This window comes from Edwardsiella ictaluri ATCC 33202 (assembly GCF_000264785.1).
In the GTDB taxonomy this organism is placed as follows: Bacteria; Pseudomonadota; Gammaproteobacteria; order Enterobacterales; family Enterobacteriaceae; genus Edwardsiella; species Edwardsiella ictaluri.
Genome location: NZ_AFJI01000100.1, coordinates 57,893 through 82,549, shown reverse-complemented (window position 1 = coordinate 82,549; position 24,657 = coordinate 57,893). Strand labels below are relative to the sequence as shown.

The following is a 24,657-nucleotide window of genomic DNA, read 5'->3' as shown; positions in this document are numbered from 1 at the left end:
TCCCGGCGGGTGTGTCCTGCGCCCGCTTTTCTCCCCCCCGCTTGTCAGACAAAACGCCGCTGGATTCGGTGGGATCTTCCGTTGGCGCGAGCTGACGCACAGAATAGTCAAAAGCCGGACCTTTCCGCTCCCCCCAACGTGGCGTAATCCCCGTTTTCACGTTATCTTATGCGCCGCCGCTGGAATATGATTCCCAATAAAAACAATAAGATCACAAATTATTGTCATTACAACCAACCCTGCCGGAATCCGGGGGCGTTAAAGAGGTAAAGGCTATGCTGGTTTACTGGTTGGATATTTTGGGGACGGCCGTCTTTGCCATCTCTGGCGTGTTGCTGGCGGGCAAGCTGCGCATGGACCCTTTTGGGGTACTGGTACTGGGGGTGGTCACCGCCGTAGGCGGCGGCACCATCCGCGATATGGCGCTGGATAACGGCCCGGCCTTCTGGGTACGCGACCCCACCGATCTGGTGGTGGCGATGGTGACCTGTCTGCTTACCATTGCGCTGGTGCGCCAGCCACGCCGCCTGCCCGGCTGGGTGCTACCGGTGCTGGACGCCATCGGTCTGGCCGTCTTCGTCGGCATTGGGGTCAATAAAGCCTTCGCCGCCAGTGCCGGTCCGATGATCGCCGTCTGCATGGGGGTGATCACCGGCGTGGGCGGCGGCATTATTCGCGACGTGCTGGCGCGGGAGATCCCGATGATCCTGCGCACTGAAATCTACGCCACCGCCTGCATCATCGGGGGTATCGTTCACGTCACCGCCTATGTCACCTTTGGCATGGCGCTACAGCACGCCATGATGCTGGGCATGGCGATCACGCTGGGCATCCGTCTGGCGGCCATCCGCTGGCATCTCAAGCTGCCGACCTTCACGCTGGAGTGATCCCCGGGCGCCGCTGATAAAAAAATAGCGCCTTCCACAGGAAGGCGCCACGAGAGATCCCATACTCCGGCTTACGCTTAGATACTGAACGATGATCCGCAGCCGCAGGTCGTCTTCGCGTTGGGGTTGTTGACGATAAAACGCGATCCTTCCAGCCCTTCGGTATAGTCTACCGAACCACCGACCAGATACTGCAGGCTCATTGCATCCACCACCAGCGCAACGCCCAGCTTCTCAATCGTCATATCACCGTCGTTGACTTTATCATCGAAGGTAAAGCCATACTGAAAACCACTGCAGCCGCCGCCGGTAATGTACACGCGCAGCTTCAGATTCGGGTTGTCTTCATCTGCGATCAGGGATTTCACCTTATTTGCCGCCGCATCGGTAAACTGCAGCGGCACTGCCATTTCATCACTCATTGATTGCTCCAGTCAGTGTACATATCAGAATGCCGCCTGGCCCAGGGCATACTGACTCATTGGGCGATTATCTAATACCCGAGTAATCCATTCAAGTATTAGTGGGTTGCGGCCCACTCTGCTCCGCCCGTTTCTGTACGGCTTCCTGCTCCTGCATCTGGCGGTGCAGGGTACGCTCCAGAATACGGGAGTATAGCGGTTTGCCACCCAAAAACTGCGCCAGTAGTGTAGCGCCAAGACAGGTAATGATCATGGGCAAAATAAGCTGATAGTTATCAGTCATCTCCAGCACCAGAACAATCCCTGTCAGCGGCGCACGTACCGTGGCGGCAAACAGCGCCCCCATCCCGGCAATGGCGAAGGTACCCGGAACGATGCCATATTGTGGGAACAGGTAGGCGGCCGCCATGCCGAATGCCGTACCCAGCAATGTCCCGAGCGCCAGCATTGGGGCAAAGATCCCGCCCGGCGCGCCAGAGCCAAAGCACAGTAGTGTCGTCACCACACGGGCAATAAAGATAAACAGCAGCATGCCGACAGTGTAGTTGCCTTCAGCAGCGATCGGGATCAGGGCAAAGCCGCCGCCTGCAGCCTCATGCTGAATAAGCCCCAGCGCACCGCACAGGCCGCCAAGCGCCGCGCCGATCAGCATCAGCTTGCGCCAATTGCCGCCATGCATGCGTTGAAACATATCCTGGGTGCGAAAGACCCCCATGTTAAACAATACGCCGACGATACCAAATACCATGCCCAGCACTAGATAGAGCCACAGGGTATTGATCTCCGCGACACCCAGACGCCCTACCTCAATCACCGAGTGTTCGCCGTTAAAAACACGGAACACCACGCAGGACATGATCACCCCGATGAAGACCGCCTTGATGGAGACCAGGCTATAGTGGAACTGCGGGCGCATCTCTTCAATGATGAACAGTATCCCGGCCAGCGGCGCATTGAATGCCGCCGTCAGACCCGCAGCCGCACCGGTCGCCAGCAGCGTATGGCGCGTCTCATTATCGCGCTTGGGCAATCGGAACAGGTCATACACCATCTGTCCCAAGTTACCCCCCATCTGCACCGTAGGCCCTTCACGCCCCAGCACCATACCGGCGCCCAGCGTCCCCAGGCCACCGATGAATTTCACCGGAATCACCCGCCACCAGCGAACGGGGCGAAGATCCTCCAGCGCCCCCTCAATCTCCGGGATACCGGAGCCACCGGCCTCTGGCGCAAAACGTCGCACCAGATAGTAGCCGCACATGGCCAGCAACGCAGAGCCGAGGATTGCCGCCGGCCAGACGATAAACCAATAGTTGGCGACCTCTGCCAGACCAGCCAGGCGCTGCTGTTGCACCCAGTCAACACAGCGCTCAAAGGCGACCCCGATAAAACCGGCCAGGGTGCCCACAATTGCCGCCAGGATCAACGTAGCAAGCGGCGTTTTATCCCGGCGCATTACCCGCCGCAGGACGCCACTGTGCCGCAGACGGGGCGTCAGCGGATGAGGGATAGGATCTTGTTGCGTAGTCATAGTCAGTTCAGTCAGTAAAGTTGGTCAAAGAATAGATAAATAATACAAATTAGCCAGGCATTTTACTCTCTCTAGCGTGCGCCGTCTTTGTAAAGTATGAGGCGATGTCGACGTAAGGTAAACGAAATGACACCCCATCGTTATAAGGCACAACGGCGCATTTCATCCGACGAGAGACTTCTTTAAGATAGCACGGGATTATTACCTTAATTTTCTACACGTCTGGAGCCGATAATGAACAAGTCCGAACGACTGTATGAGCAGGCTAAAACGCTGATCCCTGGCGGCGTTAACTCACCAGTGCGCGCCTTTACCGGCGTTGGCGGTACACCGCTGTTTATCGAGCGGGCCGACGGCGCCCATCTGTATGATGCCGATGGCAAGGCCTACATCGATTACGTAGGCTCTTGGGGACCCATGATCCTGGGTCATAACCACCCGGTGATCCGCGATGCGGTGATCGCCGCTGTCGGGCGCGGGCTAAGCTTCGGCGCGCCGACCGAGATGGAGGTGCGCATGGCTGAGCTGGTCACCTCGCTTATTGACAGTATGGATATGGTGCGCATGGTGAACTCCGGCACCGAAGCTACCATGAGCGCCATCCGTCTGGCGCGCGGCTTTACCGGCCGTGACAAGCTCATCAAATTCGAAGGCTGCTATCACGGTCACGCCGACCATCTGCTGGTCAAGGCCGGCTCCGGCGCCCTGACCCTGGGTCAGCCCAACTCCCCGGGAGTACCAGCTGATTTCGCCAAACATACCCTGACCTGCAGCTACAACGATCTGGACTCAGTGCGCGCCGCTTTCGCCCGCTATCCGCAGGAGATCGCCTGCATCATCGTCGAGCCGGTGGCAGGCAACATGAACTGCATTCCGCCCCAGCCGGGCTTCCTGCAAGGACTGCGTGAACTGTGCGACCAGTACGGCGCACTGCTGATCATCGACGAGGTGATGACCGGATTCCGTGTCGCCCTGGGCGGTGCCCAGGAGTACTACGACGTCACCCCGGATCTGACCTGCCTGGGCAAGATCATCGGCGGCGGCATGCCGGTGGGCGCCTTCGGCGGACGCCGCGAGGTGATGGAGGCGCTGGCGCCGACCGGCCCGATCTACCAAGCGGGAACGCTGTCCGGTAACCCGGTCGCCATGGCCGCCGGCTACGCCTGCCTGAATGAGATCAACCAACCGGGGATCTATCCACAGCTGGCAGAGCTGACCGATAATCTGGCCGAAGGGCTGCTGGCAGCCGCACGCGAAGAGAAGATCCCACTGGTGGTGAACCACGTCGGCGGCATGTTCGGCATCTTCTTCACCGACCAGCCTAGCGTCACCTGTTACCAGGATGTGCTGCGCTGTGACGCCGAGCGCTTTAAGCGCTTCTTCCACCTGATGCTGGAACAGGGTATCTATCTGGCGCCGTCCGCGTTCGAAGCGGGCTTTATGTCCCTGGCCCACAGTCAGGAAGATATTCAAAAAACCATCGACGCCGCCCGCTGCAGCTTCGCCAAGCTGAAGTAACACCCACAGAATCCTCTGCGGAGAACGTTGACGGGGCTGACCACGCGAGCCGCCAAACGCGTAGCCATCCCCGCACAGGGTACTCCGCCGACGGCGCGCGGGTTAGGCATGATGATGTACGGCAACCGTCTCATATGAATAGGTAACCAAGGCTAACCTATTGGGAAGTAGCCTGGAACTTAGCTAAATAGCTGCGCGGAATAGTAGATCACTTTGAGGGAACTCAGCCCGGATTGTGCAATCTGATCAATCGCCAAATCAAAACAAATCACCAACCGGAGTGAGCGATGCCGATCATAGCACCAATTCCCGGTAGCGACTCCAAATTAGTGTCGTGGTATTATTCGCCTCTTGGATAAGAAATGGCAAAGATTGATCTGGTTTGCCCCCGCTGCACCAAAACTCAGGGAGTTATCCGTAATGGTCACTCCACTTCTGGCGCTCAGCTCTATCGCTGCAAGCTCTGCCTGAAAACCTTCCAGCTCAACTTTCAATATAACGCAGCTAAACCCAACACCCATCAATCCATTATTGCTATGGCAATGAACGGCTCCGGATGTCGTGACACGGCACGGGTTCTTGATATCAGCCTCAATACTGTCCTCCGCCACCTAAAAAACGGGAACCGAGACAGCGAGCGCAACACGTAGAGCCGGGAGCCGAAGTCGTTATCTGCTGTGAAGCTGATGAACAGTGGTCATGCGTTCGTTGTAAGAGCAATCCTCGCTGGCTCTTCTATGCGTATGACCGTATTCGAAAGCGGGTTCTTGCTCATGTCTTTGGCCCTCGAAATGCGTTGACGTTACAGCGGCTTCTAGCGTTAGTGAGAAAATTTAATATTGCCTTCTACATGACCGATGCCTGGCCGGTATACCGGACGCTGCTGGATCCAGCTCACCATGTAGTCAGCAAGAAATATACCCAACGCATAGAACGCCATAACTTGAATCTGCGAACTCATCTCAAACGGCTTACCCGAAGGACAATCTGCTTCTCCAACTCAGAAGAAATGCACGATAAGGTCATCGGCTGGTATCTAACAATCAACCATTACCACTAAATTTGAGTCATGACCCGATTTTGGGTATCAGCATTCACTCTGGAGTACAAAGCCACTGGCAGTAAAAATCAACGAGATAACCGAATATCAATGACATGCCAGTGCATGTGCGTCGCAGGTTACCCTTAGCCGGACTGGTGTGGCACAGAGCTGCCCTTCGTATCGGTGATCCGCATAAAAATGAAAAGATGGCCGCAATCCATAAAGTGCTGGGCGAATGCAGCGCAGAGCATCCGCGGGTAGAGTCTTAGGGCGTGGTGTAAATTCGGAAGGATGGTGAGAGCCATCGACTTATCCGGTAACGTAATGGTTAATCAGGCAATTATCTTAGAAGGCGTCAACCGATGGCTGACAACAGCATGACATTCAGCAACCCCCTGATGCAACTTGGCGGTGAGGATTTTCTGCGTGAACTCACCGCGTTTATGCTCAACCGCATCATGGAAGCTGAGTCACTCAGCGCATCAACGCAGAGCCTCACGAGCGCAGCGATGCGCGTGAGACCTACCGCAACGGTTCCCGTGACCGTCAAGTACAACACCCGCCTCGGCACGCTGGACCTGCGTATCCCGACGCTGCGTGAAGGTACCGACTTCCCGCCCTTCCCCGACGCCCGCAGGCTGTCGGAGAAGGTGCTCAACGCGGTTATCCGGGAGGCATGGATAAACGGCATCTCGACCCGCAAGGTTGACGCGACTGGTCCAGTCGATGGGGATGACCGGTATCTCCCGAAGCCAGGTGTCATCCCTCTGCCACGGCATCGATGAGCGTGTGCAGGCGTTCCTGCAGCGGCCGCTGGAAGGGGAGTGGCCCTACCTGTGGCTGGATGCGACCTACGTGAAGGTGCGCAAGAACGGGCGGGGGTCAGCGTGGCGGTAATAATCGCCTGCGCGGTCAGCCCGGACGGTCGCCGGGAGATTATCGGGATGGGTATCGGTGAGTCAGAAGCCAAAGCGTTCTGGCTGGCCTTCCTGCTGAGCCTGAAGGAGCGCGGTCTGGAAGGCGTGAAGCGGGTTATCTCCGACTCGCACAGCGGCCTTAAGGCGGCGATCCGGCAGGTGTTCTCTGCCAGCTGGCAGCGCTGCCGGGCCCACTTCATGCGCAACGTTCTGGGGCGCGTCAGCCGTACCAGTCAGTCGGTGGTCCGCGCCGCGCTGCAGCAGGTGTTCGTGCAGACCGGGGAGAAAAGCGCCCATGCCACCTGGCGCGAGGTGGCGGCTCAGCGGGAGAAGCGCTTCCCGGCGGTCACGGAGATGATGGACGAAGCGGAAGAGGACGTGCTGGCGTACTTCGGCTTCCCGAAAGCGCACCGGGTGAAAATCCACTCGACCAACACGCTGGAGCGCCTGAACAAAGAGGTGAAACGGCGTGCAGACGTGGTGGCCATCTTCCCCAACGAAGAGAGCATCATGCGGCTACTGGATGCGTTACTGACGGAGCAGAACGAAGAATGGCTGCTGCAGAAGCGCTACCTGCCACAACACAGCATGGCGGAGAGAGATCAGACCGCTGAAAAAGAAGTAATCGACGCGCTGCCAATCAGCGCATAAGAGGTCCGTTACCGGGCCAGAAGGCTGTAACTGAATTGACACCCCTTGACGGACTCGACCCTACTGAGGCCATGGAGCAGCAGCGGCGCCCCCCGACCAGGCCAACCCCGTCAAATGCGATGGCTCATCGTTCGCGACACTGCTTTAGCGTACGTCGCTGCCGCCCCATCTCATCAAAATTACTTTCAGAAAGCCACGCTTGCAACGCCGCATCCACCCCGGGCCACTCCCTATCAATAACCGATAGCCAGTCAGTGTCACGGCTGCGGCCCTTGCGTACCATATGCTGACGGAAACGTCCCTCAAACGTAAAGCCAATACGCTCCGCGGCCTGATGCGACGCCGTATTCAGCGAATCACACTTCCACTCCACGCGGCGATAGCCACAGGTAAACGCCTCGCGTAGCAGCAGCCAAATGGCCTCCGTACCCAACGTCGTGCGCTGCATGCGCGGCGACCAGCTAACGTGGCCTATCTCTAGCGTGCCGTTCGCCGGATTGATCGCCATCAGACACACCACACCAACCGCACACCCGGTGAGCAAATCGATCACCACAAAGGGGATAAGGGACGTGTCATCCACCTTTTTCTGCATCCACGCCTGCATTGCGACAACTGATGAGGGACGTGCAGTGCTAAGCCATGTCCAGTCACGATCGCCCCCGGCCTCGGCAAAGGCGGAAAATAAATCATCGGCATCGCGGCTGACATCCATAGGGATTAGCCGACAGGTGCGCCCGATAAGCACTTTCCCTGCCAAGACACCACCTCCTATCCAGCCAGGAAGTACCTCTCCGACGCGTTGCCCATATTCATTGATCTCATTCATATGGCATCCTCTCGCTATTGTTATCCGCCGAGTATATCCCCCGAGGCCTCCAATATCTTTGTACTCCCGCAGAAAGCAGAGTATCCGCAGCGGCGGTGGCCGGGAGGCTGGCAATAGGCGATGCCATTCTAACCAGAGGACTATCATATGGCACGATGCGTTATCTCCCGCGCCCGTCCGGCAAGGCCACCAAAGATAGCCATCAGCAGAGAAACAGCGGCGATAATCGCCAGGGGAATATGCCAATTACCGCTGATATCATGAATTTTACCTATCAACGGTGGCCCACAGGCGGCCAGCAGATAGCCTACCGATTGCGCCATCCCTGAGAGTGCCGCGGCCTGATGCGCCGAGCCTGCCCGCAGACCGATAAAGGTGAGACCGAGGATCATTGTCGCCCCAGAGCCAAAACCGAAAATCAACGTCCACAGCACCGCCTGCGCTGGAAGCAACCAATAACCTATCGCACTGATACCACACAGCAGTGCGACCAGAATAGCGATACCACGCTGGTCCTTTAACTTATGCAAAATAAGGGGGATCAAAAGCCCTGGCAGCGCGGTGGCCAGCTGTAACAAGCCGTGCAGCGATCCTGCCTGTGCATCGCTATAGCCAAGGCTAATCAGAATGGATGGAAGCCAACCGACAATGACATAATAAACCAGTGAATTAAGCCCAAGAAATAGCGTCACCTGCCAGGCCAATGCTGAGCGCCAGATGGCCTTATCATGCAGACTACGTGCCCCGGTAACCTGCGTTGGGTGCCGGTTACGCCATTGAGGTAACCACATTATCAGCGCCAACAGCGGAAAAATAATCAGCGCCATCAACGCGCCTCGCCAGCCAAAACCATACAACGCCAATGGTACAACCAGCGCTGAGCCGACTGCGGCAGCCCCGCCCATGACCATGGAATAGGCACCAGTCATCTTGGCAACATGGCCAGAGAAGTCACGTTTAATCAGCCCCGGCAGCAAAACATTACCGAGCGCAATGCCACTACCAATAATAGCTGTACCGATAAACAGCAAAACAGGAGAAGGTAGAGCGCGTAGAATAATTCCCAGGCAAATTAAGATCAGTGCTGCAAACAGGCTGCGCTCAATACTGAAACGTCGTGCAATACCTGCAGCCAAAGGTGATATTAGACCAAAGGCAAGTAACGGCAGCGTTGTCAACAACCCTACCTCGGACGCCGTCAAATTGTAGTCAGTGCAGATAACATCCAACAAAGGCGCGGCACCGGTAAAGGTCACGCGCAGAGTGGATGCGATGAGCATAATGCCGATTATCAGCAGAATATTGCGCGGATACAAAGAGGAGGCTTTTAACATGATTTTCTCTGTCAACCTGAGGTAGCCACCACAATAACGTTTTTCATACTTGTTTTAATCAAGCTAAAGTGACAATTTATCGCTAATATCGGACAACACATGATCGGCCTCGGACTTGATGGCTATGAACCAGACCTTCACCATGACGCCGCGGTGGCATTCCGCATCCAGGTAACCACTGACGAGCAGTTTACGCCTGAGCACCAACACCGTAAGGGGCAACTTATTCTGGCGCTACACGGCGCGATTACCTGCGAGGTAGAGGAGGCCATGTGGATGGTGCCACCGCAGTATGCGGTATGGGTTCCCGGACAGACGCGGCACAGTAACCACGCCACACCCAATGCCACGCTGTGCTTTTTGTTTATTGAACCGAGCGCGGCGGCCATGCCCGCCCACTGCTGTACGCTCAAAATTGCCCCCCTGGTGCGGGAGCTCATTTTAACGCTGGCGCAGCGTGAGCGCGTGGCGCGGGAACACCCTGCGACGCAACGCCTCATTCACGTGCTTTTCGATGAGTTGCCACAGCAGCCGCAGGAGCAACTGCACCTGCCCGTATCTAATCACCCCAAGATCCGCCTGATGGTCGATACGATGGCCGCAGAGCCTGCGCAGTGGCAGACGCTAAGGCAGTGGGCAACACGCTTTGCCATGAGTGAACGCAACTTAGCGCGTCTGATTGAAAAAGAGACCGGGCTCAGCTTTCGCCACTGGCGACATCAGCTACAGCTGATACTGGCGCTACAAATGCTCGTCTGCGGCCAAGCCGTTAATCAGGTAGCCCATGCGCTTGGCTATGAATCTACCACCGCTTTTATCACGATGTTTCGCAAGGGATTAGGGCAAACACCCGGGCGCTACCTCAATACGCTGGCAGCCAATACCCCGTAACTGCGTCGGCTGATGCATATGGATAGGTAACCTGGCTATCCCTGGCATCGAGTTGGTGAGAATGTCGCGGGCCTACATCACGTCAATGATAAAAAGCAAATCTCACCGCGTGTAAATATCAGGATCAGCGTGGGAGGACTCATCGGCGTCATACATTTCTTTGACCGTGGCGCCGATTTCACACGTCGTCAGGCCTTTGGCGTAAAGAGGTAAAATCTGGCTGTCCATCTGCGTAACACGGGTCTGGATCTTCTTAATCAGCTGAGGTTCGAAGGTATTTTCACGGTCACGCGGCGTACTCAGTTCAATCTCACCGTCGTAGCACAACAGCGTTTTGGATGAATAGCCGTTGCGGGTATTCGAGCCTAATTTTGGGGCATTTTCTCATACCTGAGGTGTCCCGTCAGTTCAGCATTAAGCGCTGTTTCGCTGGTTAGCTTCGTCAGCATTCGGGAAAACTGATTAAGATCGGCTTCGGTTTTAAGGTCCTTCGCCAGTTCTGCTGACAGTGTTTTAAGTTTCTTCTCATCCATAATTTGCCTGTCTCCATTGTTGGAGCGAACATATCAAAAACAGGCAGTTACAAAATTTTAATTACAGCTTCTGTCAGTGCCGCTGGTCACAAAGCCTTATAGGCGCAGATGAAAACCCCCCGGCTATGCCAGGGGATATTTAGTTTAAACTTACCCGCTCATAAAAATACAGGAAGGGTTATCTTATTATTCCCACTCAATTATCTACAACCAAGTTAACAACTTGATTTTATTATTCTAAATAAAGAGCAATCATCCAGTTTACCGTCAGTTTTACCGTTCACAGTAGAAAGTAATCCAATGGTAACGAGTTATCATTACTGGGCATACTAACATACTGGCCAGCAGAAGAATGAGAAACTGAACAACAGGCAAACACAAAGGCTATTTTTACCTATTTATATATATACCAAAGTCCGTGGGGGCTTCGGAAAAAGGTAACATTGGTAACCTGCAAGAAAAAACATAAGTAATGCATTGAATTTAAAAATTTTTATTAAAAACAGGAAAGGTAACTTTTTGGTAACCAAAAGGTAATCAGGTTACCTTTTTAAAGAGTCATTTTTCAATTTCATAACCAATTGTTTTATATGATATTTAAAAACAGGTTACCTTCTTGGTTACCTCAGATTACCTTTTAGGGGTAACCTTTTTTCTATAAATAAATCATGATATTAAATCACTTTTTACGTGGGAGTTACGGAGGTTACCTTTTTCCGACGCGCGATCCAAAAATGTCTGTCAAATCCCGCATTACTGCCTGTCTTATCGCCGTACTGCATACACAGACTGAATAAATCCGCATGCTCCCCGTTCGCCTTAAAACTCACCTTCCGCCCACTGTACGGCCCGCCACAGTGCCCCTGAACAAGTGCCAAAAAAGCGATCTATTTACTGCGCAGGCGTGGCGGGGTCACAATGGCGCGCTGGCGGTGTTGACCGGGAATTATGGCGGTAAGAAGACGTTAAAAAGCCCGCAGGAAGCGGGCTAGGAAGCGCACAGTGGCGCTGATGGGGAGCAAGCAAAGGTCAGGATTGCGCTGCGTTGTCGTCGGCAAGGCGGTACTTTCTGAAGCGAATAACCTCCAGCCCCAGCCAGTCGTTAAGTTCCTTGAACCGCTCCTGCAGCGGTTCGATCTCGTTGCAGTTGAATACCTTCGCCGCTTTGATAGCATCGCCAAAGCCACCCGCGTTACTCGGCACTGCGCCCATCAGGGCTGGCGGCACCCGGTGCGCGGCTAGCTGATCGTCGCGGCTGACGCTTTTGATATCGGAGAAGTTATCTTTCGCCGCCACTTCGCCGATCGGGATCACCTTCACGCTGTCCGGCTTACCGTTCGGCAGGTACATCAGCAGATTACGGAAGTTGCCGGGGCCACGGCTATCCGCCAGCGCCTCCTGCAATGCTTCGATATCTGCTTCGTTATGAGCCGGATCGCTCAGGTAGAGGATGAAACCGGCATGACTGCCGTTCTTGTAGTAACGGCGGCGGAACAGCGTGGCGGCGTTATCCAGCCATGCCGCATTCAGGGCGGACAGGTACTCCGGCAGGCCATAGATTTCCTGGTTGATATCCGGCTCCAGCAGGTGGCCAATGCTACCCGGCGTAAACTCGTGATCCACTTGACCTGGCTGGACAAAGAAATAGTTATCCAGCGCCTTGCCGCGCCGGACGTATTTCGCCAGCGCCGGTACCAGTTTTAACGGCTGGCCCATCCGGTTTTCCTGCCGCTCCAGATAAGCGTTGCCAAACACCAGATAGTCCAGCGCAAGGCGGCTGAATGCCTGCCGGGTCAGCAGCGGATGGGGAATGAAGGTGCCAACCAGCACGTTGCGCTTCACGCAGATCGGGCTGGTATGGTGTGCCGAAGCGCGAAACGACAGCGCCAGCGAGTTGAAATCCACCGGCGGCGCATACCATTTGCCAAAGTCCACGCACTCCAGATAATTCAGTATTTCCCGCCTGTCCAACAGGGCTTCCGGTTCACCGAATGTAAAAGCGATAGTGTTATTCATCCATACACCTTAATTAAGCCCCGCCAGCTGTTCGCGCCGCCAGAGCTTTCCAGAGGTTCATTGATAATGGCGTGCATACATGCCCATGCCAGATCCGCGTGGGAGACTTCTTCCGAACGGCTGGCCTGGAAGGTTACCTGGCGACCGGACGGAGTCAGGGTTTTGCGGATCGCCATAAACGACTGCGCCAAATCCGTCCATCCGGCGTCGAACTCCAACCGATGTTTACGGACGACATCCAGCGTCTTGAGTACCAGACGCTGTTTCACTTCAGGGGAATAAGAGAAAGCCTGCACTGCCGGGAAGAACTGTTTCACCAGTTGATGAACGCCGTGGCCGATACCGGTCACATCAATGCCGATGTAAGTCACGTTATAGCGCCCGGTAATTTTGCGAATGTTCTCCGCCTGCGCCGCAAAATCCATGCCGTGCCACTGGTGCTTTTCAATCACCCGGAACTTACCCCCCTCCACTACAGGTGGAGCCACCACCACGCAGCCGGCGCTGTCCCCGGTTAAGGCGGGGTCGTAGCCCACCCATACCGAGCGTTCGCCGAGGGGACGCAGGGCGAACGGTTTGTAATCGTCCCAGACCGCCCAGCTATCCACCATGCAGCCCTGCAACAGGCTGAGCGGGAATACCGACTCGGTATCGTCGATAAACTGGCACATAAACAGGTTAGCGAACTCTTCCGGCGAGTATTCCAGCCGGAGCTGGTCAATATCGAACAGGTCATAACCCTGCCGGATGGCATCTTCAATGGTGACAATCTGCCGCCACTGCCCGTCCTCGCACAGCCGCCCGGCAGCCAGCGCCCGGTGGCTGAGATCCAGTCGAATATGTTCGCTCTTCGCCCTGCCCCGATTGAAGAGTAATCCCGCCCAGAATTTATACGCCTCATGGTTAATGCTGGAGGGCGTGGAAAAATAGGTCTGCCGCCAGCGCTTCTGGCTGGCCATCCCTGCTGCGTTACGCCGCAGCTCCAGAAAGCGGTATATCCAGAAGTATTCGTCCAAATACAGGTTGCCGTGATAGGTCTGCGCGGTACGGGCGTTGGTGCCGAGAAAGTACATTCGTCCATCGTTATGGGGCAGGTGAATAACCTCCCCCTTCAGCTCCACATCCGCCGCATCGCGGGCAAAATCGATAATGTACTGACGAAACTGGTGTGCCTGCGCTTTGGAGGCTGACAGGAAAATCTGGTTGCGTCCCGTTTCCACCGCATCGACAAACCCTTCCTGCGCGAAAAACATCGTCGCCCCAATCTGGCGCGACTTGTTGATATCGCGGATACGGTGTTCCAGCCCGGCGCGATACCAGTGTTTCTGGTGCGGATATAATCCCTCCAGAAACACCTGTTTCAGCTTCTCCGCCTGATCTTCTGTTATCTGGTTGGTAACCGGCGACCTACGTGGCCCGGTGTTACGCTTGGCCAGATTCGGATTTAGGTCGACTTCATTGCCGCCCTGGCGATAGCGCTCAACCCTTGCCCCGCGCTCCATCTGCCGCCAGAACAGATCGATCTCCTTAAAGTCTTTTCCCTCCTTATTCTCTTTCATCGTGAGCTGGATCAGACGCGCCTCGGTCACCGCCGTCACCCGCTCCAGCGGGGCTGAATCATCCCAGCCATCGCGCCGCTTCCAGCTATGCAGCGTAGTAGCTTTTACCCCCAGCAGTTCGGCGATCCGAACGATACGAAAGCCCTGCCAATATAGGTAGCAGGCTTTACGGCGCGGATCTTCGTCCTGAAGGGCAAGCAGATGTTTTTCGATTTCTGGCGGCATAACGTCCTCCCGTTTCTGCCGTCAGCGTAAACCAGCCGCCATTCGCGCGTAGCGATACCACTTGTAACCCCGGTGACTACAAGCAAAGCCCGTTGCCTGATCACGGAGGACTACCCGACCATTCGCTTATTTAGCCAACGCCGGGACGGAAGTTATGGACAAAAAGCCGAAGAAAAAACTGCTATCCAAATGGGTGCGCATCGGTGTGGAAGGTGCCACCTGCGATCGGCGCAACCTTGAACGCCAGTGGCTCGAACAAATGGCCGCCGCCTACGATCCGAAGGTTTACGGCGCGCGCATCAATCTCGAACACCTGAAAGGCATCCTACCGGACGGCCCATTCCAGCGTTACGGCGATGTCGCCATGCTGAAAACCGAAGAGATCGCCGAAGAAGGATTACTGAAGGGCAAGCTGGCGCTGTACGCCCGACTGGTCCCGACTGACCAGCTGATTGAAATGAACCGCAAGGGACAGAAGGTTTACTCCTCAATTGAGGTCGACCCCAAATTTGCCGATACCGGCAAAGCCTATCTGGTCGGTCTGGCGGTCACTGACGATCCGGCCAGCCTCGGCACCGAAATGCTCTCCTTCTGCGCCGGCGCACAAAGCAACCCGTTGGCATCGCGCAAACGCTCGCCGGACAACGTCTTCAGCGTGGCGATCGAAACCGAACTGGAATTTGAAGAGGTGGAAGAACGCGGCGGTGAAACGCTGTTTACCCGCATCAGGGCGCTGTTAAGTAAAAAGCAAAACCGCGACGACCAGCAAATGGCCGATGTCCATCAAGCCGTGGAGGAAGTGGCCTCGTTCTGTGGCGAACAGGTCGACCAGATCCGTAGCGAACTGACGGAACTGCAGATGCAGCATCAGCAGCTACAGACCGACTATTCCGCGCTGAAAACCCTGCTTGCAAAACAGCCAGCTACGCTGCCGCGCCAGCCCGCCACCGGTGGGGGCACCGACCTGAAAACCGACTGTTAAGGAAGCACCGATGCGTAACGAAACCCGCTTAAAATATAACGCTTACGTTGAAACCATCGCCGGGTTATCCGGCATACAGAGCGCCGCCGTTGAATTCACCGTAGAGCCTTCTGTACAGCAGACACTGGAAACCAAAATTCAGGCCTCCGTGGAGTTTCTGACCAAAATCAACGTACACGAAGTGGTGGATCAGGAAGGGGAAAAAATCGGTATCGGCGTTGACCGTCCAACTGCCAGCCGTACCGATACCAGCCAGCGCGAGCGTGAACCTGTCGACCCGATCAGACTGACAGCCAACCGCTATCGCTGCGAGAAGACCAACTACGATACGGCCCTTCCCTATGCCCGGCTGGATGCCTGGGCGGCCCACCCGGACTTCCAGATCCGCGTGCGCGACAGCATTACCCGGCGTCAGGGGTTAGATCGCATCCTGATCGGCTTCAATGGTACCCACGTCGCCGTACAGACTAACTTCCAGCAATACCCGCTCCTGCAGGACGTGAATAAGGGCTGGCTACAGCAATATCGCGACCATGCCCCGGAGCGTGTTATGCGCGAAGGGGTGGAAGATTCCGGCAAAATTATCATCGGCAGAGGCGGTGACTATGAAAATCTGGATGCGATGGTCAACGATGGTGAAGAAAACCTGATCGACGAATGGCACGTCGACGGCGCGGATCTGGTGGCCATCTGTGGCCGTGGCGTACTGCACGACAAATATTTCCCGATCCTCAACCAACACAATGAAAACAGCGAAAAGCTGGCCGGGCAGATTCTGGTCAGCCAGAAAACCATCGGTGGACGCCCTGCCGTGCGCGTGCCGGGCTTCCCGCGCAACACCATTCTGGTTACCGCGTTCAGCAACCTGTCCATCTATGTTCAGAAAGGCTCCCGCCGCCGCGCCATCATTGATAACCCGAAGCGCGACAGAGTGGAAAACTTCGAATCCTCCAACGACGCCTTTGTCGTCGAAGACTTCGGCTGCGGTTGCCTGTTTGAAAACATCGAGTTCAAGGATAACGACGCATGATGACACCCGCTCGCCGCCACCTGCTACGTCATCAGGCGCTGGCTGCCAATATGCAGGAAAATCAGACTTACGCCAGCGGCTACGAACTGATGCTGGCAAAGCTGGCAACCGATAAACGCCGCCTGAAAGCCATTCAGTCCATCGAGCGTAAAATCGAGGTCAAAGGTGAACTTCTGCCCGATTACCAGCCGTGGGTGAGCGGCGTTCTGGCCTCCGACAGTAAACAGCAGGACGATGTGTTCATGACGGTACTCTTGTGGACGCTGGATACGGGCAACTTCCCTGCTGCCTACCCAATGGCGGAACACGCTATCCGTCACGGATGGCAGACACCGGATCAGTACCGGCGACAAACCGCCTGCATGGTGGCCGAGGAGGTCGCGGATACCGCCCTGAAGCAGCTTATCGCCGGCACCTTTGAGGCACTGGACAGCCTGCTGGCCTTCGCCGGACTGCTCTCCGATCAGGATATGCCGGATCAGGTTCGCGCCCGCCTGCATAAAGCACTGGGGCTGGCACAAAGCAAAAACCAGCCGCAGGAAGCACTGACGCAGTTCCAGCGCGCACTGCAGCTTGATGAAAATGTTGGCGTCAAAAAACTGATTGAGCAACTGGAGCGGCAAATCCGCAACAGCCAGCCTACCGAGTGAGACCCTCACGCACGGCGGCACGGCTGGCTGCGCGTGGCTCTGCCATTGCAACGCCCACCGTCCACCGCCGAACCGGGAGAATATAATGAACTTTGTTCAGGTCACCCCTGCCGCCAGTCAGCCAGGGCTGATTATCAGCAACCCCCCTTTCTTTCCCGATATCGATACGCAGCACCTGCGCGCCGCCCAGCGACTGGACGGCACCATCACCAACGAACGGCTGCGTGAGGCGCTGTTGATTGCGCTGGCCAGCGTAAATGACGATCTGCGTGAGTGGCGGCTGGAGCAGGAGCAGCGCGGTGTAACCTGTATTCAGGAAACCACCAGCGAGCAACTGGATGGCGAAAGCGTCAACCTGCACCGTTACCGTCGCGCCGTATATAGCCTGACGCACGCCAACCTGCTGGAGCGCTACCGCAACTTTGACGCCACCGCCCACGGTAGCAAACTGGCGGAACAGAAGGAAAGCACCGCCGACGATCTGGCGCGCGATGCCCGCTTTGCCGTGCGGGATATTCTGGGCAAGCCGCGCAGTACTTTCATCCTTATTTAAACCAACCGCTTCCGCTTGTACTGCCCTCAGTTACAAGCGGAAGCCTTCCCGTCACCTCCCGCCCCCGTGCCACTATCCCTGCATCACCTGACGCCGCGCGGGAAACACCATGATTGTCTACAGCCTGCAAAACGAAACGCTTGATCAGCTTTGCTGGCGCGTTTTTGGGCGCACAACCGGCATTGTCGAACAACTTTACCGCGACAACCCGCGCCTGTGCGAATTGCCGCTGCGCCTGCCGCACAGTACGGCAGTTAACGTACCGGAACAAGCTCCCATAGCCGTACGTCAACGAATCAACCTGTGGGATTGACTATGAATGAATCCGTAACCGGTACCGTCGCCGCCGCCTCTGTCAGCGCTTTTTCCATCGCCACGCTGTTCCCGTCGCTACAGGCTCCGGTGCTGTTGGGCGCACTGTGCGGCGCGCTGCTGCTGGTGATTTCACAAAAAGAGATCGGCCTGCCTTTGCGCATCGCGTTCTTCTGTGTGGCGTTCATCACCGGCTTGCTGACCGCCGATCTGTTCGCCGCGCTGGTTGCCGGGTATCTGCCGCAGCACCTGACGGAAAAAGTCTCCCCCGGCTTTGGTGCATTACTTTCATCCGCCCTGACCGTCAAAGTACTGCTATGGGCGATCCGCCAGATGGACAACCCCAGCCAGTTGCTGAATTTCTTAAGGGGGCGTAAATGAACGTGATCCTGACCTTAAACGCCATTATCTGCCTGATGATTACCGTTCGCCTGTTCCTCTACCGCCGTGCACACGACTCCGTTTACCGCCCACTGTATAGCTGGCTGGCCTGGTTACTGATGTGCAGCACCGCCTCGGTGACGGTGTTGATCTGCTTTAGCCTGTACCACTATGTGTTTGTCGCTGAGGCGGCGATTAATGCGGTACTACTGATTTGCCTGACTACCTCGCGCGGTAACCTCGCCAGCCTGATTATGTCACCGCGTCATCATAAGGAAGCACGCCATGACACGTACACTCACCCATGATCAACAGCAGGCCGCCGCACTGTATCTGGGCATTCCACAGGCAACATTACAGGCGGTCCAGGAGATAGAGGCTCGCACCACGGGCTTTATGCCTGATGGCCGTCCAGTTGTTTTGTTTGAGCGCCATATCATGTTCCGTCAGTTAAAAAAACACGGTCTGGATGCTGATCAACTGATGCAACAGTTCCCGGATCTGGTAAACGAGAAAGCAGGCGGCTGGCAGGGCAGCAACCGTGAACACTATCGCCTGAATCTAGCCAAACAAATACATATCAATTCTGCCATTGAGAGTACCAGTTGGGGACTGTTCCAGATTATGGGTTTCCATTGGGAAACGCTGGGTTACCGTTCTGCCGTTGATTTTGAGCTCCAGATGAACGAAAGCGAACAGATGCAGCTTGACGCCTTTGTCCGCTTTGTCGACGCCAACCCGAAAATCCACGACGCATTGAAGAGGCAAAACTGGCCAGAATTCGCCCGCCGCTATAACGGGCCACAGTACAAGCGTAATCAGTACGACGTGAAGCTGGCTGCCGCATTTGAGAAATTCAGTAAGGCAGTAGCATAATGTGCTGGATTAAAATCTCACGCCACTGCTGCAAACCGAAAACGCATGGCACCCGTGCACCGCACAGGTACATATGATTCTCCACTGTCAGGAGCATACTGATGCACAAAGCGCAGCTCATCCGTGAACTGCTGGCTGCCAGCGTCCCGCACTTGCGGCAAAACCCCGATACGCTGCGGGTCTTTATCAATAAGGGTCGGATCGTCGCCACCGCCGGGCACAGCACCAGTTTTGAATATCAGTACACGCTGGAGTTGTTAATCACCGACTACGCTGACTCCTTTGACACGCTGGTGGTGCCACTGGTCGGCTGGGTGTCGCTTCACCAGCAGGAAGCCTTTGCCAACAGTAGCCTGCGTGAGCAGGCGTTCCAGTTTGAAGCTGAAGCCATCGACCACCAGAGCTACGATATCAGCATCAAACTGGCGCTGACCGAGCGCGTCATTGTGCGAAGCAGCGACGACGGGCTAGAAGCAAAGCACTGCAACGACCAGCTGCCGGAAGGCGGTTACAACGGCTGGGAAATCGCCTGTCGCGGTGAAACTATTGTGAGTACCTGATGAATGATGACCTGCTGCAACTTCATCGCTGGGCCGATGGCCTGCTGGCAAAACTCTCCCCGGCAAGCCGAACCCAACTGGCGCGTGAAATCGCCCGCCGCCTGCGTCAGTCGCAAAGCCAGCGGATAACTGCACAGAAAAACCCGGATGGCAGTACATTTATCCAACGCAAAAAACAGCAACAAAAAGGCGGGGGGCAAATCACCTTTTTGTACCAAAAAGTGGGTGGCAGTATTGAGGAAAGAACATTAACGGCCTGGCGGGGTGGGGCAAAACTATTGAAGGGCTATGATCCACTACGCAAAAATATCCGTTCCTTCCGCAAAGACAGGATCGTCCGATATCTCCGCCGTGACACAAACGAAATTAAACGCCCGCTACGCTTGCGCAACAAAGTCATGTTCCGCAAGCTGCGTACCACGCGCTATATGAAAGGCAAAGGCGACGGACAGGGAGCGACCATTTCGTTTTTCAACAGTGTCCGACATATGGCTGCCGTTCACCAGTACGGTTTACGCGATCGGGTGAATCGCTATGGGCTGGAGGTGGACTATCCGCAGCGGCAGTTGCTGGGGTTTTCAGCGGAAGATGTGCGGAAAATAGAAGATTTAGTGATCAACCACCTACAAAGTTGATGCGCCCCAGACAGGCGCATCACGGAACTAAATAGCTTTAAGCTGGTTGATAATAAAAGGATTGGTCTGCAGCAGCAGCAGCAGCTTGCGTGGCGCGCCGGTCGGCTGACGCCGTTTTGTTTCCCAGCTTTTTACAAGGTCATAGCTGACGCCAACGGCCACCGCAAAATCCTGCTGTTTTAACCCGGTCGCCTCGCGGATCGCTTTAACGTCAATCGGGCTAAACGTATGAACATGCTCCGGCTCCGGTGTCTGTTCGCCCTTTTCAATTCTTACCATTTCTTCTGCACTGGCCAGTAGATCGGCAAATAATTCGTCTTTCATCTGTACCTCATCGCCCTCGTTAACGCCGCATCGGGCCTTATACTTCGCCCATATGGGAGTTACAGAACCTCAGCGTTACACCAGCATATCGGATAACTGCTTCAGTACCCTCTTTTGCTCTTCCGTTAAATCATCCTGCTGATTTTTGGGATATACCAGAGCCAGATAAATTCGTCCTTTACTCGTCACATTGTAGTAAATTACCCGCACGCCGCCGCGCTTTCCCATCCCCGGACGACTCCAGCGGATCTTGCGAAATCCCCCTGTCCCCGCGATAGTGTCACCAGCTTCAGGATCTTCAATCAGTACCTCCTGAAAGGCCCGAAATTCGTCATCCGGCAGAAGCGCCTGACGCCGTTTACTGAAACCCTGTAGTTCAATAAAAGTGTACATCTCGCTCCCTGACGTTATCGTCATTTTTAAAGCAGTTTAAGTGTACGCAGTACATTAATCAAGCCATTTGGTGTACTCCGTACATATTTATACTAACCGTAGTCTCTCTCACTTGTAATCATCTGGATTACAAGTTGCTCCCCTTCCCTCTTCGCCAGCGAATCCCAATGATTCCGGTATGAGCGACGCAAACCATCCTGCCAACCTCGCCGAACTGCACCGGCGCATTGAAAACCTGATCCGTACCGGCACCATTGAAGAGGTGAAGGGCGATCGGGCGCGCATCCGTACCGGTGAGCTGACCACCAACTGGATTCCATGGCTGACGCTGCGCGCCGGTGACGCCCGGACATGGTGGCGGCCATCAACAGGCGAGCAGGTGTTACTACTCTGCCTGAGCGGAGAGTTAACCACCTCCGTGGCGCTCCCGGCCATTTACTCTTACGCCAACCCTGCCCCACTGCTGGATGAGCAGGTTCACCACACCGTTTACCCTGATGGCGCAGTAGTTGAATACGATCCACGTACCGGCACATTAAAAGCCACCGGTATCAAAACCGCACGGGTTGAAGCCAGTAGCCGCGTCACGCTGGATACACCCGTCGTCATCTGCACTCAGCATCTGGAAACCACCACGCTGTCGGTTAAAAAAGGCGGCACGCTTAAAGGCGCTTACACCCACAGCGGCGGCAGCTTTACCTCCAACGGCGTCACCGTTCATACCCACACGCATACCGGCGTAAAGCGCGGTGGCAGCAATACCGGAGGGCCGCAGTAATGTATCTCGGTATGAACGCCGGAAACGGCAGATCGTTAAGCGATGAGCAGCACATTCAGCAGTCCGTCAAAGACATTCTGACCACGCCGGTGGGAATGCGCGTGATGCGCCGTGATTATGGCTCGGTCATTCTGAACCTGATCGACCAGCCTAACGATGGTGGTACCCGCCTGCGGGTGATGTCGGCGGTGGTCATGGCACTGACGCGCTGGGAATCACGCCTTGACATCATCGGCGTGGCCTTTGCCGCCGAGGGTTCTGACCTCAGCGTCACCGTTGACGCCGAACGCACTGATATCCCTGGCCAGCCGTGGAAGCTCTCCATCCCGCTCGACAGGAGAAACGCGTGAGCGCACTGACCGATTTAAGCCAGCTCCCCGTCCCCGATACGGTGGAAACCCTCGACTTTGAAACGTTGTTCACCGCACGCAAACAGCGCTTTATCAGCCTGTACCCTGTCGAACAGAGGGCAGAAGTAGCGCGTACCCTGAATTATGAATCAGAACCTATCGTTAAGCTGTTGCAGGAAAATGCGTATCTGGAGATGGCGCTGCGGGTACGGATTAATGAAGCCGCCGTCGCCAATATGCTGGCCCACGCCTCCAGGCGCGATCTGGACAATCTGACGGCTAACTTTAAAGTCTTCCGTCTGTTAATCTCCCCCGGAGACAGCACGGCGGTCCCCCCGGTTGAGCCGGTTTATGAATCTGACGACGCCCTGCGTATACGCGCACAGCAGGCGTTTGAAGGTCTATCGGTCGCAGGACCGACCGCTGCTTATGAATATCACGCCCACAGCGCCGATGGGCGCATTGCTGACGTTTCCGCCATCAGTCCGCATCCCTGTTACGTCACCGTGTCGGTACTCTCCCGCGAAGGTAACGGGCAGGCCAGCGCGGAACTGCTGGCGATAGTTGATGACGCCCTAAACGATATTGATATTCGTCCGGTCGGCGATCGTCCAACCATCCAGTCTGCCGAAATCATCCCGTACCAGATCAATGCACTGTTGTACTACTACCCCGGCCCGGAGCAGGAACCCATCCGGCAGGCTGCCGAACAGCGGCTTAAAAACTACATCAACGAGCAACACCGCATCGGGCGTGATATCCGCCGCAGCGCGATTTATGCCGCGCTGCATGTCACCGGTGTTCAGCGCGTCGAGCTGATTGCGCCTGATGCTGACGTCATTATCAGCAGAACGCAGGCCAGCTTCTGCACCGAATGGCAGATCGCTATCGGAGGCAACGATGAATAGCCGTTCCTTGCTCCCCGATAACGCCAGCCCGCTGGAGCATAATCTGGCACAAACCGGCAGCATGATTGAACAGATCCCCGTTCCGCTGCGCAGCCTGTGGCAAGCTGATTGCTGCCCCTCCCCCCTCTTGCCCTATCTGGCATGGGCGTTCTCCGTCGACCGCTGGGATGAACACTGGCCAGAAGAGACAAAGCGGCAGGTGATCGCCGCCTCTTTCTACATCCATCAACACAAAGGCACCATTGGCGCACTACAGCGCGCGGTGGAACCGTTCGGTTTCCTTATCCGGGTGACCGAATGGTGGCAAGAGCAACCGGAAGGCATTCCCGGTACTTTCGCACTGGAAGTCGGCGTGCGCGAACAAGGCATCACCGAACAGATGTATGCCGAGCTGGAGCGGCTGATCGATGATGCCAAACCCTGTTCACGCCACTTAATTGGGCTGGCTATCAGCCTGCAGATCAACGGGTATCTCTGGTTCGCCGCGACGAGCTACACCGGAGATACGCTTACCATTTATCCCTTTATCCCCGACCACGGATACAGCACAGGCCGTGACTACCGTGGAGCCGCGCTACACCTGATTGATACGCTGAGGATCGCCCCATGAGCGCCACCTATTTCACACTCTTAACCACTGTCGGTGAAACCGCGCTGGCGAGTGCCACCACACAGGACTCTCCACTACGCCTGACGCAGATGGCCGTAGGCGATGGCAACGGTAATCTGCCAATGCCGGATAGCAACCAGACCCAACTGGTCAACGAACGCCGGCGCGCACCGCTGAACACGCTCAGCATTGATCCCAATAACCCCAACCAGATTATTGCGGAACAGGTACTACCGGAGGACGTCGGCGGATGGTGGATCAGAGAAATCGGCCTGTACGATGAGCACGACCGGCTGATTGCCATAGGCAACTGTCCGCCGACCTATAAGCCGCAGTTAACCGAAGGGTCTGGCCGCACACAGATTATCCGCATGGTGCTGATTATTTCCCATACGGAAAACGTGGAGCTAAAAATCGATCCTGCCATCGTGCTGGCAACAAGGCAGTACGTGGATGAAAGCCTGGCTCACCACGCGCAGTCCCGTAACCATCCTGACGCCACGTTGACTACAAGCGGGATTGTTCAACTGAACGACAGCATAAGCAGTACCAGTACCACCCAGGCGGCCACGGCGAACGCCGTAAAACAGGCATATGACACGGGTGCACAGGCTAAAATCCGGGCCGACAGCGCATACACACTGGCGAACGACAAATGGATGGCGGTGAATGCCAGCACTACCCGTGCAGGCATCGTACAACTCAATGACAGCATCAACAGCACCAGTACCACCCAGGCGGCCACGGCGAATGCCGTAAAACAGGCATATGACACGGGTGCTCAGGCCAAAAACCGGGCCGACAGCGCATACACACTGGCGAACGACAAATGGATGGCGGTGAATGCCAGCACTACCCGTGCAGGCATCGTACAACTCAATGACAACATAAACAGCACCAGTACCACCCAGGCGGCTACAGCGAATGCCGTAAAACAGGCATATGACCGGGCAGTTCGGG

At 55.8% G+C, this 24,657-nt stretch carries 28 protein-coding genes and 4 pseudogenes; 23 read left to right on the top strand and 9 right to left on the bottom strand.

Annotation, left to right across the window (positions count from 1 at the left end; all coding sequences use genetic code 11):
• The first annotated feature begins 275 nt into the window (after positions 1-275).
• On the top strand, positions 276-887 hold the full coding sequence (locus EIEH_RS15160) for a TRIC cation channel family protein (RefSeq protein WP_015872341.1): 612 nt from the start codon (positions 276-278) through the stop codon (positions 885-887).
• 77 nt (positions 888-964) lie between these two features.
• Here the strand turns inward: EIEH_RS15160 and erpA are convergent, their stop codons facing one another.
• Both erpA and clcA read right to left on the bottom strand, forming a co-directional pair.
• Positions 965-1,309 carry an iron-sulfur cluster insertion protein ErpA gene (gene erpA / locus EIEH_RS15155; RefSeq protein ID WP_015872342.1) on the bottom strand — a complete coding sequence of 115 codons (345 nt, stop codon included), beginning with the start codon at positions 1,307-1,309 and terminating at the stop codon, positions 965-967.
• Between the two features lie 91 nt (positions 1,310-1,400).
• Complete coding sequence (gene clcA / locus EIEH_RS15150) at positions 1,401-2,840, bottom strand: H(+)/Cl(-) exchange transporter ClcA (protein ID WP_015872343.1); 1,440 nt, start codon at positions 2,838-2,840, stop codon at positions 1,401-1,403.
• 234 nt (positions 2,841-3,074) lie between these two features.
• Here clcA and hemL point away from each other — a divergent pair, with 234 nt between their 5' ends.
• The 5 genes and pseudogenes from hemL (at position 3,075) to EIEH_RS15135 (ending at position 6,968) form a co-directional block, all read left to right on the top strand.
• On the top strand, positions 3,075-4,358 hold the full coding sequence (gene hemL / locus EIEH_RS15145) for a glutamate-1-semialdehyde 2,1-aminomutase (RefSeq protein ID WP_015872344.1): 1,284 nt from the start codon (positions 3,075-3,077) through the stop codon (positions 4,356-4,358).
• Between the two features lie 362 nt (positions 4,359-4,720).
• Positions 4,721-5,418, top strand: a protein-coding gene (locus EIEH_RS18045) for an IS1-like element ISEic1 family transposase (protein ID WP_107775234.1) whose coding sequence is annotated in 2 segments (ribosomal slippage) — positions 4,721-4,970 and positions 4,970-5,418 — 699 coding nt in all. Because the reading frame shifts where the segments join, the coding sequence is not laid out codon by codon here.
• Positions 5,419-5,434: 16 nt separating this feature from the next.
• Positions 5,435-5,654: pseudogene (locus EIEH_RS19850) on the top strand (IS630 family transposase); the annotation flags it as partial.
• Between the two features lie 108 nt (positions 5,655-5,762).
• The gene (locus EIEH_RS20155) at positions 5,763-6,185 is read left to right on the top strand and encodes a transposase (RefSeq protein ID WP_370447958.1); all 423 of its coding nucleotides are present in this window, start codon (positions 5,763-5,765) and stop codon (positions 6,183-6,185) included.
• Positions 6,127-6,968, top strand: a pseudogene (locus tag EIEH_RS15135) (IS256 family transposase). Before EIEH_RS20155 ends, EIEH_RS15135 begins: the two are co-directional and overlap by 59 nt.
• Before the next feature lie 124 nt (positions 6,969-7,092).
• Here EIEH_RS15135 and EIEH_RS15130 read toward each other — a convergent pair.
• Positions 7,093-7,797: a GNAT family N-acetyltransferase gene (locus EIEH_RS15130; RefSeq protein WP_015872349.1), complete on the bottom strand. Its 705-nt coding sequence runs from the start codon at positions 7,795-7,797 to the stop codon at positions 7,093-7,095.
• 143 nt (positions 7,798-7,940) lie between these two features.
• Positions 7,941-9,131: a CynX/NimT family MFS transporter gene (locus tag EIEH_RS15125; RefSeq protein ID WP_015872350.1), complete on the bottom strand. Its 1,191-nt coding sequence runs from the start codon at positions 9,129-9,131 to the stop codon at positions 7,941-7,943.
• A 99-nt stretch (positions 9,132-9,230) separates the two neighbouring features.
• Here EIEH_RS15125 and EIEH_RS15120 point away from each other — a divergent pair, with 99 nt between their 5' ends.
• Positions 9,231-10,022, top strand: a complete 792-nt coding sequence (locus EIEH_RS15120; protein ID WP_015872351.1) for an AraC family transcriptional regulator — start codon at positions 9,231-9,233, stop codon at positions 10,020-10,022.
• A 135-nt stretch (positions 10,023-10,157) separates the two neighbouring features.
• Here the strand turns inward: EIEH_RS15120 and EIEH_RS18035 are convergent.
• The 3 genes and pseudogenes from EIEH_RS18035 to EIEH_RS15100 all read right to left on the bottom strand — a co-directional run.
• Positions 10,158-10,555, bottom strand: a pseudogene (locus EIEH_RS18035) (transposase); the annotation flags it as partial.
• 1,029 nt (positions 10,556-11,584) lie between these two features.
• Positions 11,585-12,571, bottom strand: coding sequence for a phage portal protein (locus EIEH_RS15105; RefSeq protein ID WP_015872355.1), 987 nt, complete (start codon positions 12,569-12,571; stop codon positions 11,585-11,587).
• On the bottom strand, positions 12,568-14,355 hold the full coding sequence (locus EIEH_RS15100) for a terminase ATPase subunit family protein (protein WP_015872356.1): 1,788 nt from the start codon (positions 14,353-14,355) through the stop codon (positions 12,568-12,570). Before EIEH_RS15100 ends, EIEH_RS15105 begins: the two co-directional genes overlap by 4 nt.
• Positions 14,356-14,509: 154 nt before the next feature.
• Between EIEH_RS15100 and EIEH_RS15095 the strand changes: the two genes are divergently transcribed.
• The 11 genes from EIEH_RS15095 (at position 14,510) to EIEH_RS19845 (ending at position 20,334) form a co-directional block, all read left to right on the top strand.
• Positions 14,510-15,337, top strand: coding sequence for a GPO family capsid scaffolding protein (locus EIEH_RS15095; protein WP_015872357.1), 828 nt, complete (start codon positions 14,510-14,512; stop codon positions 15,335-15,337).
• Between the two features lie 10 nt (positions 15,338-15,347).
• Positions 15,348-16,367: a phage major capsid protein, P2 family gene (locus EIEH_RS15090; RefSeq protein WP_015872358.1), complete on the top strand. Its 1,020-nt coding sequence runs from the start codon at positions 15,348-15,350 to the stop codon at positions 16,365-16,367.
• Entirely contained in the window at positions 16,364-17,017 is a 654-nt protein-coding gene (gene gpM, locus EIEH_RS15085; RefSeq protein WP_015872359.1) for a phage terminase small subunit, read from the top strand. The genes EIEH_RS15090 and gpM overlap by 4 nt, the downstream gene beginning before the upstream one ends.
• A gap of 85 nt (positions 17,018-17,102) precedes the next feature.
• Entirely contained in the window at positions 17,103-17,570 is a 468-nt protein-coding gene (locus EIEH_RS15080; protein ID WP_015872360.1) for a head completion/stabilization protein, read from the top strand.
• A 109-nt stretch (positions 17,571-17,679) separates the two neighbouring features.
• On the top strand, positions 17,680-17,883 hold the full coding sequence (locus EIEH_RS15075; RefSeq protein ID WP_034168398.1) for a tail protein X: 204 nt from the start codon (positions 17,680-17,682) through the stop codon (positions 17,881-17,883).
• A gap of 2 nt (positions 17,884-17,885) precedes the next feature.
• Positions 17,886-18,263: a putative holin gene (locus tag EIEH_RS15070; RefSeq protein ID WP_015872361.1), complete on the top strand. Its 378-nt coding sequence runs from the start codon at positions 17,886-17,888 to the stop codon at positions 18,261-18,263.
• Complete coding sequence (locus EIEH_RS15065) at positions 18,260-18,571, top strand: phage holin family protein (protein WP_015872362.1); 312 nt, start codon at positions 18,260-18,262, stop codon at positions 18,569-18,571. Before EIEH_RS15070 ends, EIEH_RS15065 begins: the two co-directional genes overlap by 4 nt.
• Positions 18,549-19,139, top strand: coding sequence for an N-acetylmuramidase family protein (locus EIEH_RS15060; protein ID WP_015872363.1), 591 nt, complete (start codon positions 18,549-18,551; stop codon positions 19,137-19,139). The genes EIEH_RS15065 and EIEH_RS15060 overlap by 23 nt, the downstream gene beginning before the upstream one ends.
• Positions 19,140-19,164: 25 nt before the next feature.
• A complete protein-coding gene (gene lysC, locus EIEH_RS20150; protein ID WP_217284539.1) occupies positions 19,165-19,266 on the top strand; it encodes an Rz1-like lysis system protein LysC in 102 nt (33 codons plus the stop codon).
• The gene (locus EIEH_RS15055) at positions 19,241-19,699 is read left to right on the top strand and encodes a phage tail protein (RefSeq protein WP_015872364.1); all 459 of its coding nucleotides are present in this window, start codon (positions 19,241-19,243) and stop codon (positions 19,697-19,699) included. Before lysC ends, EIEH_RS15055 begins: the two co-directional genes overlap by 26 nt.
• Positions 19,699-20,334, top strand: coding sequence for a phage virion morphogenesis protein (locus EIEH_RS19845; protein WP_015872365.1), 636 nt, complete (start codon positions 19,699-19,701; stop codon positions 20,332-20,334). Before EIEH_RS15055 ends, EIEH_RS19845 begins: the two co-directional genes overlap by 1 nt.
• A gap of 27 nt (positions 20,335-20,361) precedes the next feature.
• Here EIEH_RS19845 and nadS read toward each other — a convergent pair whose 3' ends face one another.
• Together nadS and EIEH_RS15040 are read right to left on the bottom strand one after the other, a co-directional pair.
• On the bottom strand, positions 20,362-20,658 hold the full coding sequence (nadS, locus tag EIEH_RS15045; RefSeq protein ID WP_015872366.1) for a NadS family protein: 297 nt from the start codon (positions 20,656-20,658) through the stop codon (positions 20,362-20,364).
• Positions 20,659-20,733: 75 nt separating this feature from the next.
• Positions 20,734-21,051 carry a type II toxin-antitoxin system RelE/ParE family toxin gene (locus tag EIEH_RS15040; RefSeq protein ID WP_015872367.1) on the bottom strand — a complete coding sequence of 106 codons (318 nt, stop codon included), beginning with the start codon at positions 21,049-21,051 and terminating at the stop codon, positions 20,734-20,736.
• Positions 21,052-21,229: 178 nt separating this feature from the next.
• Between EIEH_RS15040 and EIEH_RS15035 the strand changes: the two genes are divergently transcribed.
• The 5 genes and pseudogenes from EIEH_RS15035 to EIEH_RS15015 form a co-directional block, all read left to right on the top strand.
• Positions 21,230-21,829 carry a phage baseplate assembly protein V gene (locus EIEH_RS15035; RefSeq protein ID WP_015872368.1) on the top strand — a complete coding sequence of 200 codons (600 nt, stop codon included), beginning with the start codon at positions 21,230-21,232 and terminating at the stop codon, positions 21,827-21,829.
• Positions 21,829-22,179: a GPW/gp25 family protein gene (locus tag EIEH_RS15030; protein WP_015872369.1), complete on the top strand. Its 351-nt coding sequence runs from the start codon at positions 21,829-21,831 to the stop codon at positions 22,177-22,179. The genes EIEH_RS15035 and EIEH_RS15030 overlap by 1 nt, the downstream gene beginning before the upstream one ends.
• Complete coding sequence (locus EIEH_RS15025) at positions 22,176-23,087, top strand: baseplate assembly protein (protein WP_015872370.1); 912 nt, start codon at positions 22,176-22,178, stop codon at positions 23,085-23,087. Before EIEH_RS15030 ends, EIEH_RS15025 begins: the two co-directional genes overlap by 4 nt.
• Positions 23,080-23,697, top strand: coding sequence for a phage tail protein I (locus tag EIEH_RS15020; RefSeq protein ID WP_015872371.1), 618 nt, complete (start codon positions 23,080-23,082; stop codon positions 23,695-23,697). The genes EIEH_RS15025 and EIEH_RS15020 overlap by 8 nt, the downstream gene beginning before the upstream one ends.
• Positions 23,694-24,650, top strand: a pseudogene (locus tag EIEH_RS15015) (phage tail-collar fiber domain-containing protein); the annotation flags it as partial. The gene EIEH_RS15020 and the pseudogene EIEH_RS15015, both read left to right, overlap by 4 nt.
• Positions 24,651-24,657: the final 7 nt, after the last annotated feature.

What these genes read in the sequence shown, in the direction of transcription:
- EIEH_RS15130 (WP_015872349.1), bottom strand. Translation starts at nt 7,797, where the DNA reads ATGAATGAGATCAATGAATATGGGCAACGCGTCGGAGAGGTACTTCCT.
- EIEH_RS15040 (WP_015872367.1), bottom strand. Translation starts at nt 21,051, where the DNA reads ATGTACACTTTTATTGAACTACAGGGTTTCAGTAAACGGCGTCAGGCG.
- EIEH_RS15100 (WP_015872356.1), bottom strand. Translation starts at nt 14,355, where the DNA reads ATGCCGCCAGAAATCGAAAAACATCTGCTTGCCCTTCAGGACGAAGAT.
- EIEH_RS15090 (WP_015872358.1), top strand. Translation starts at nt 15,348, where the DNA reads ATGCGTAACGAAACCCGCTTAAAATATAACGCTTACGTTGAAACCATC.
- EIEH_RS19845 (WP_015872365.1), top strand. Translation starts at nt 19,699, where the DNA reads ATGAATGATGACCTGCTGCAACTTCATCGCTGGGCCGATGGCCTGCTG.
- EIEH_RS15095 (WP_015872357.1), top strand. Translation starts at nt 14,510, where the DNA reads ATGGACAAAAAGCCGAAGAAAAAACTGCTATCCAAATGGGTGCGCATC.
- hemL (WP_015872344.1), top strand. Translation starts at nt 3,075, where the DNA reads ATGAACAAGTCCGAACGACTGTATGAGCAGGCTAAAACGCTGATCCCT.
- EIEH_RS15055 (WP_015872364.1), top strand. Translation starts at nt 19,241, where the DNA reads ATGCACAAAGCGCAGCTCATCCGTGAACTGCTGGCTGCCAGCGTCCCG.
- EIEH_RS15120 (WP_015872351.1), top strand. Translation starts at nt 9,231, where the DNA reads ATGATCGGCCTCGGACTTGATGGCTATGAACCAGACCTTCACCATGAC.
- EIEH_RS15105 (WP_015872355.1), bottom strand. Translation starts at nt 12,571, where the DNA reads ATGAATAACACTATCGCTTTTACATTCGGTGAACCGGAAGCCCTGTTG.
- EIEH_RS15125 (WP_015872350.1), bottom strand. Translation starts at nt 9,131, where the DNA reads ATGTTAAAAGCCTCCTCTTTGTATCCGCGCAATATTCTGCTGATAATC.
- EIEH_RS15065 (WP_015872362.1), top strand. Translation starts at nt 18,260, where the DNA reads ATGAACGTGATCCTGACCTTAAACGCCATTATCTGCCTGATGATTACC.
- EIEH_RS15070 (WP_015872361.1), top strand. Translation starts at nt 17,886, where the DNA reads ATGAATGAATCCGTAACCGGTACCGTCGCCGCCGCCTCTGTCAGCGCT.
- EIEH_RS15060 (WP_015872363.1), top strand. Translation starts at nt 18,549, where the DNA reads ATGACACGTACACTCACCCATGATCAACAGCAGGCCGCCGCACTGTAT.
- gpM (WP_015872359.1), top strand. Translation starts at nt 16,364, where the DNA reads ATGATGACACCCGCTCGCCGCCACCTGCTACGTCATCAGGCGCTGGCT.
- EIEH_RS15075 (WP_034168398.1), top strand. Translation starts at nt 17,680, where the DNA reads ATGATTGTCTACAGCCTGCAAAACGAAACGCTTGATCAGCTTTGCTGG.
- EIEH_RS15080 (WP_015872360.1), top strand. Translation starts at nt 17,103, where the DNA reads ATGAACTTTGTTCAGGTCACCCCTGCCGCCAGTCAGCCAGGGCTGATT.
- clcA (WP_015872343.1), bottom strand. Translation starts at nt 2,840, where the DNA reads ATGACTACGCAACAAGATCCTATCCCTCATCCGCTGACGCCCCGTCTG.
- nadS (WP_015872366.1), bottom strand. Translation starts at nt 20,658, where the DNA reads ATGAAAGACGAATTATTTGCCGATCTACTGGCCAGTGCAGAAGAAATG.
- EIEH_RS15020 (WP_015872371.1), top strand. Translation starts at nt 23,080, where the DNA reads ATGAATAGCCGTTCCTTGCTCCCCGATAACGCCAGCCCGCTGGAGCAT.
- EIEH_RS20155 (WP_370447958.1), top strand. Translation starts at nt 5,763, where the DNA reads ATGGCTGACAACAGCATGACATTCAGCAACCCCCTGATGCAACTTGGC.
- EIEH_RS15035 (WP_015872368.1), top strand. Translation starts at nt 21,230, where the DNA reads ATGAGCGACGCAAACCATCCTGCCAACCTCGCCGAACTGCACCGGCGC.
- EIEH_RS15160 (WP_015872341.1), top strand. Translation starts at nt 276, where the DNA reads ATGCTGGTTTACTGGTTGGATATTTTGGGGACGGCCGTCTTTGCCATC.
- erpA (WP_015872342.1), bottom strand. Translation starts at nt 1,309, where the DNA reads ATGAGTGATGAAATGGCAGTGCCGCTGCAGTTTACCGATGCGGCGGCA.
- EIEH_RS15030 (WP_015872369.1), top strand. Translation starts at nt 21,829, where the DNA reads ATGTATCTCGGTATGAACGCCGGAAACGGCAGATCGTTAAGCGATGAG.